Annotated in this window: 3 protein-coding genes; all 3 read right to left on the bottom strand. The window is 73.0% G+C overall.

The window, feature by feature from the left end:
- Positions 1-32 precede the first annotated feature (32 nt).
- The 3 genes from D7X55_RS36880 to D7X55_RS36870 all read right to left on the bottom strand — a co-directional run bounded on the left by D7X55_RS36880 (position 33) and on the right by D7X55_RS36870 (position 4,126).
- Positions 33-557: an OmpA family protein gene (locus D7X55_RS36880; protein ID WP_121725476.1), complete on the bottom strand. Its 525-nt coding sequence runs from the start codon at positions 555-557 to the stop codon at positions 33-35.
- A gap of 88 nt (positions 558-645) precedes the next feature.
- Positions 646-2,019 carry a sigma-54 dependent transcriptional regulator gene (locus D7X55_RS36875; RefSeq protein WP_121725475.1) on the bottom strand — a complete coding sequence of 458 codons (1,374 nt, stop codon included), beginning with the start codon at positions 2,017-2,019 and terminating at the stop codon, positions 646-648.
- Positions 2,009-4,126 carry an ATP-binding protein gene (locus D7X55_RS36870; RefSeq protein ID WP_121725474.1) on the bottom strand — a complete coding sequence of 706 codons (2,118 nt, stop codon included), beginning with the start codon at positions 4,124-4,126 and terminating at the stop codon, positions 2,009-2,011. The genes D7X55_RS36875 and D7X55_RS36870 overlap by 11 nt, the downstream gene beginning before the upstream one ends.
- Positions 4,127-4,136: the final 10 nt, after the last annotated feature.

Genomic DNA, 4,136 nt, shown 5'->3' with positions numbered 1-4,136 from the left:
GGGATGGGTGGGGCGGTGAAGGTCGAAAGGGCTTACAGCTCGCCGGCGCGGGCCTGCTCCGCCAGCCGGAAGGAGAACTCCGCGCGGCGGTTCTTCTCCGGGGCGTTCACGTCCGCGGGCCGCTCCTCGCCGTAGGAGATGACGGAGATGCGCTGGGGCTCGACGCCCAGGTTCACCAGGTAGGCGCGCACGCTGGCGGCGCGGCGTTGGCCCAGCGCGACGTTGTATTCAGTGGTGCCCAGCTCGCAGGTGTGGCCCGCCACCGTCACCTTCGCCTGGCTGCGCTGACGCAGGGCCTGGGCGATGCGCGACAGCTCCTCGGTGGCCTCGGGCGGCAGGATCGAGGAGTCGAGCGGGAAGTAGATGGGCGCGGCGTTGAGCGCCGCGAGCGCCTGCTCCGTGTCGTCGGGCGCGGGCCTGGCCGCGTTGCTTCTATCGCTGGCGGCGGGGGCCGGCGCGTGGGTCGCCGCGCCGGCGGTGCTGGGGTTGGCCGCGCGCCTCGCGCAACCGGTGAGGCCAATCACTGACATCAGGAGGACCAGGTGGGTTCGGTTCATGCCCTGAGACATGAGCAAGGGCTGTGCCGGGGTCCTCCTCTCGGGCGTGTCGCGCGGGGTGGCGCGATGACTGGCAAAGCGCGTCGTCCTAGCGTTGCGAAACGCCGCTGTCCGTCTTCTCCCGGCGGTGGATGGTGGAGACATCAATCCCCAGCAGCTCCGCCGCGCGCGTCTTGTTGCCTCCACAGCGGGCGACCACCCACGCGATGTATTCACCCTCCAGCTGTCTCAGCGGCACCACCTGTCCTTGGGCCGCCGCCAGCGGGTGGACCTCCGGCGCGGCGTCCGTGGTGTGCAGCCGCAGCTGGGCCAGGTCCACGGTGGGCTGCGCGCCCAGGACGACCATGCGCTCCACCAGGTTCTCCAGCTCGCGCACGTTGCCGGGCCACGGCATGCGCGTGAGCGTGGCGATGGTTTCGGGGGCCAGGGTGGTGACGGGCGAGCGCGGGTTGCGCGCCCGGGCCTGGGCGACGAAGTGCTCCGCGAGCTTGGGGATGTCCTCCGTGCGCTCGCGCAACGGGGGGACCCGGAGCGAGACGACGTTGAGCCGGTAGAAGAGGTCCGCGCGGAAGCGGCCTTCCTTCACCCGCGCCTCCAGGTCCTGATGCGTGGCCGCGAGGATGCGCACGTCCACCTTGCGCGAGCCGTCCGCGCCCACGGCGCGCACCTCGCCGTCCTGGAGCACGCGCAGCAGCTTCGCCTGGAGCTCCGGGGGCATGTCCCCGATTTCGTCGAGGAAGAGCGTGCCGCCGTCCGCCTCCACGAAGAGGCCCCGGCGCGTGGTGGTGGCGCCGCTGAACGCGCCCTTGAGGTGGCCGAACAGCTCGCTCTCCAAGAGGGCGTGGGGCAGGGCGGTGCAGTTGACCGCCACGAAGGGCGCCGGGTCGCGGGGGCCTTCCGAGTGGAGCGCCCGCGCGACCAGCTCCTTGCCGCTGCCGCTCTCGCCCCGGATGAGCACCGGCGCCTCGGAGGCCGCCACGCGGTCGATGAGCTCGTAGAGCGTCCGCATGGGCGCGCTGTGCCCCAACAGCGCCCCCAGGCCGCCGCGCTGGGCCACCTGGCGCTTCAGGTCGCGGTGCTCGGACCTCAGGCGCCGGGCCTCCAGGGCGCGGCCCACGTGGAGCAGGACCTCATCCAGGCGGAAGGGCTTGGTGAGGTAGTGCCAGGCGCCGCGCTTCATGGCCTCCACGGCGCTCTCCACCGCGCCAAAGGCGGTCATCAGCAGCACCGGAAGCTCCGGGTCGTGCTTGCGCGCGGCCGCGAGCACGTCCAGCCCGTCCACCTCCTCCATGCGCAGGTCGCACAGCACGACGTCGTAGACGCGGGCCTTGAGCTGGGCGATGGCGTCCGCGCCTCCCGTGGACAGGTCCACGCGGTAGCCCGCGTCGGTGAGGGGATCCTTCAACATCTGGCCCATCTCCTCGTGGTCATCCACGACGAGGATGCGCGCGCTAGACGGCATGCCGTTCCTCCCAGCCGGACGCGGCGGCCACCGGCCACCGCAGCGTGACGACGGTGCCCCGGCCGGGCTCGCTTTCGACCCCCACCTGGCCACCGTGATTGCGGACGATCTGCGCCACCACGCTCAGGCCCAGGCCCGTGCCCTGGCCGCGCTTCTTGGTGGTGAAGAAGGGGTCGAAGACCTGGTGCAGGTGCTCCGGCGCGATGCCGCGGCCATCGTCCTGGACGCGGATCTCCACCGCCTGCGTGTCTCCCGCCACGCACGCGGACGCGCTCAGCCGCACGTGGCCCCCGGCACTGCACGCGTCACAGGCGTTGAGCGTGAGGTTGAGGAGCACCTGCTGGAGCTGATCCGCGTCCGCCGCGAGGCTGGGCAGCCGCTCGGGCACGTCCATCTCGAAGTGGACGTGCCGGCGCTCGGCCTCCACGTCGAGCAGCTCCTGGAGGCCCCGCACCACGGTGGCCAGCGGGACGACGCCGGCCCGCGCGGGCTGGAGGCGGGAGAGGTCCAGCAGCTGGCGGATGATGCGGCTCACCCGGTCGATCTGCGTGACGATGGCGTTGAGGCCCCGGCCCTGCGGGTGCTCCACGCCGCCGACCTTCTGGAGCATGTACTCGGCGTGGCCCCGGATGATGCCCAGCGGCGTGCCGATCTCATGCGCCACGCCCGCGGCGAGCACGCCCACCGTGGCCAGCTTCTCCGCGCGCAACAGCTGGTCCTCCAGCATGCGCACGTTGCTCAGGTCCTCCAGCACCAGCAGCGTGCTCGCCTCTCCGTCGCCGTGCTCCAGCGGGACGGCGTGGACGTTGAACTGGTCCTTCTCGTTGAAGAGGCTGAGCGGTTCGCCGTGCAGGCTGCGCACGGCGCCCTGGTCCCGCGCGGCCAGCACCATCGCGCCCAGCCGCTGCACCGCCGCCGCGGGCGCGGAGGGGAAGGCCTCCGGCAGCGTGCTGCCCACGGCGGTGGCGGGCAGGCGCGCGCGCAGGGCCTGGTTCACGGCGCTGATGCGGCCCTCGCGGTCGAGGGCGAGGATGCCCGTGGGGATGTGGTCGAGGATCTTCTGCGTCTTCTCATGCAGGTGCGCGAACCGGGCGGCGTGGCGAAGGCTCTCCTGGAGCGCCACCGCGCGGCGGTTGGCCAGCACCACGTAGGTCCCGAAGGCCACCAGGAACACCGCGATGAGGAGCGCCGCCAGCGACAGGCGCAGCACCAGGGTGCGCTCGTGGGAGCGCAGGGCGCTGGTGGAGGAGAGCGTCGCCACGGACCAGGACGCTTCGCCTCGCATGCGCAGGGGCCGGAACGTGGCCACCGCGTCCGCGGGCCCGAGGCCCAGGCGCGTGGCCTCCGCCTCGTTGAGCCGCAGCGTCCCGGCGGCGCCCGCGCGCATCCTCGCCACCAGCGTGCGCAGGCCCGGCACGAGCGAGCCCGCGGGTTCCCCCAGCCGCCGGTGCCAGGACGCGAGCGCCGGGTCGCTCATGGGCGCGGGCGTGCCGTGGGCGCCCAAGAGCAGCAGGCGCGTGTGCTCCTCCACCGTCACCATGCGCAGCGGCGCGAAGAGCGGTTCGGTGTCCACGAGGATGGCGACGGCGCCGCCGCCCCCGGGCTCGTCGGAGTCGATGCGGATGGCGAAGACACGCATCCACCCGGAGGACGCGGGGCCTTCAATGGGGTGCGAGGGGATGACGTGCCCCACCGGGGCCGTGAGCGCCAGCCGCGCGGTGTCCACGAGCGCCGGGGGATGGACGGCGTCCCTCGGCAGGTGGCGCGACTTGTGGTCCACCAGGAAGAGGCGCTCCTCTCCATCCGGGCCCAGCACGGCGATGGCCCGGTACTGGCCCACGGCCTCCAGCAGGGCGCGCAGCTCGTTGTGGTGGTCCCCGGCGGAGCCGGGCTGGGCGAGCAGCTCGCTCGCGAAGCGCAGGTTGTCCCCCAGGTCCTCCAGCGACCGGGCGACGCCGCTGGCGGCTTCGTCCAGCTGGGCCTGCCGGTCCCGCCCGAACTGCTCCACGAGCGACTGCCGGTCGCGCTGGATGAACCACACGGCGCCCCCCGCCACGCTGGCCAGGGCAACGAGCAGGAGGAGGAGGGGAGCGAGGAGCCGGTGCATGGGGTGGGAG

It is taken from the genome of Corallococcus sp. AB049A, from assembly GCF_003668885.1.
GTDB lineage: Bacteria > Myxococcota > Myxococcia > Myxococcales > Myxococcaceae > Corallococcus > Corallococcus interemptor.
Note: the sequence above shows the minus strand (reverse complement) of the source record. Positions and strands in the feature narration are given on the sequence as shown.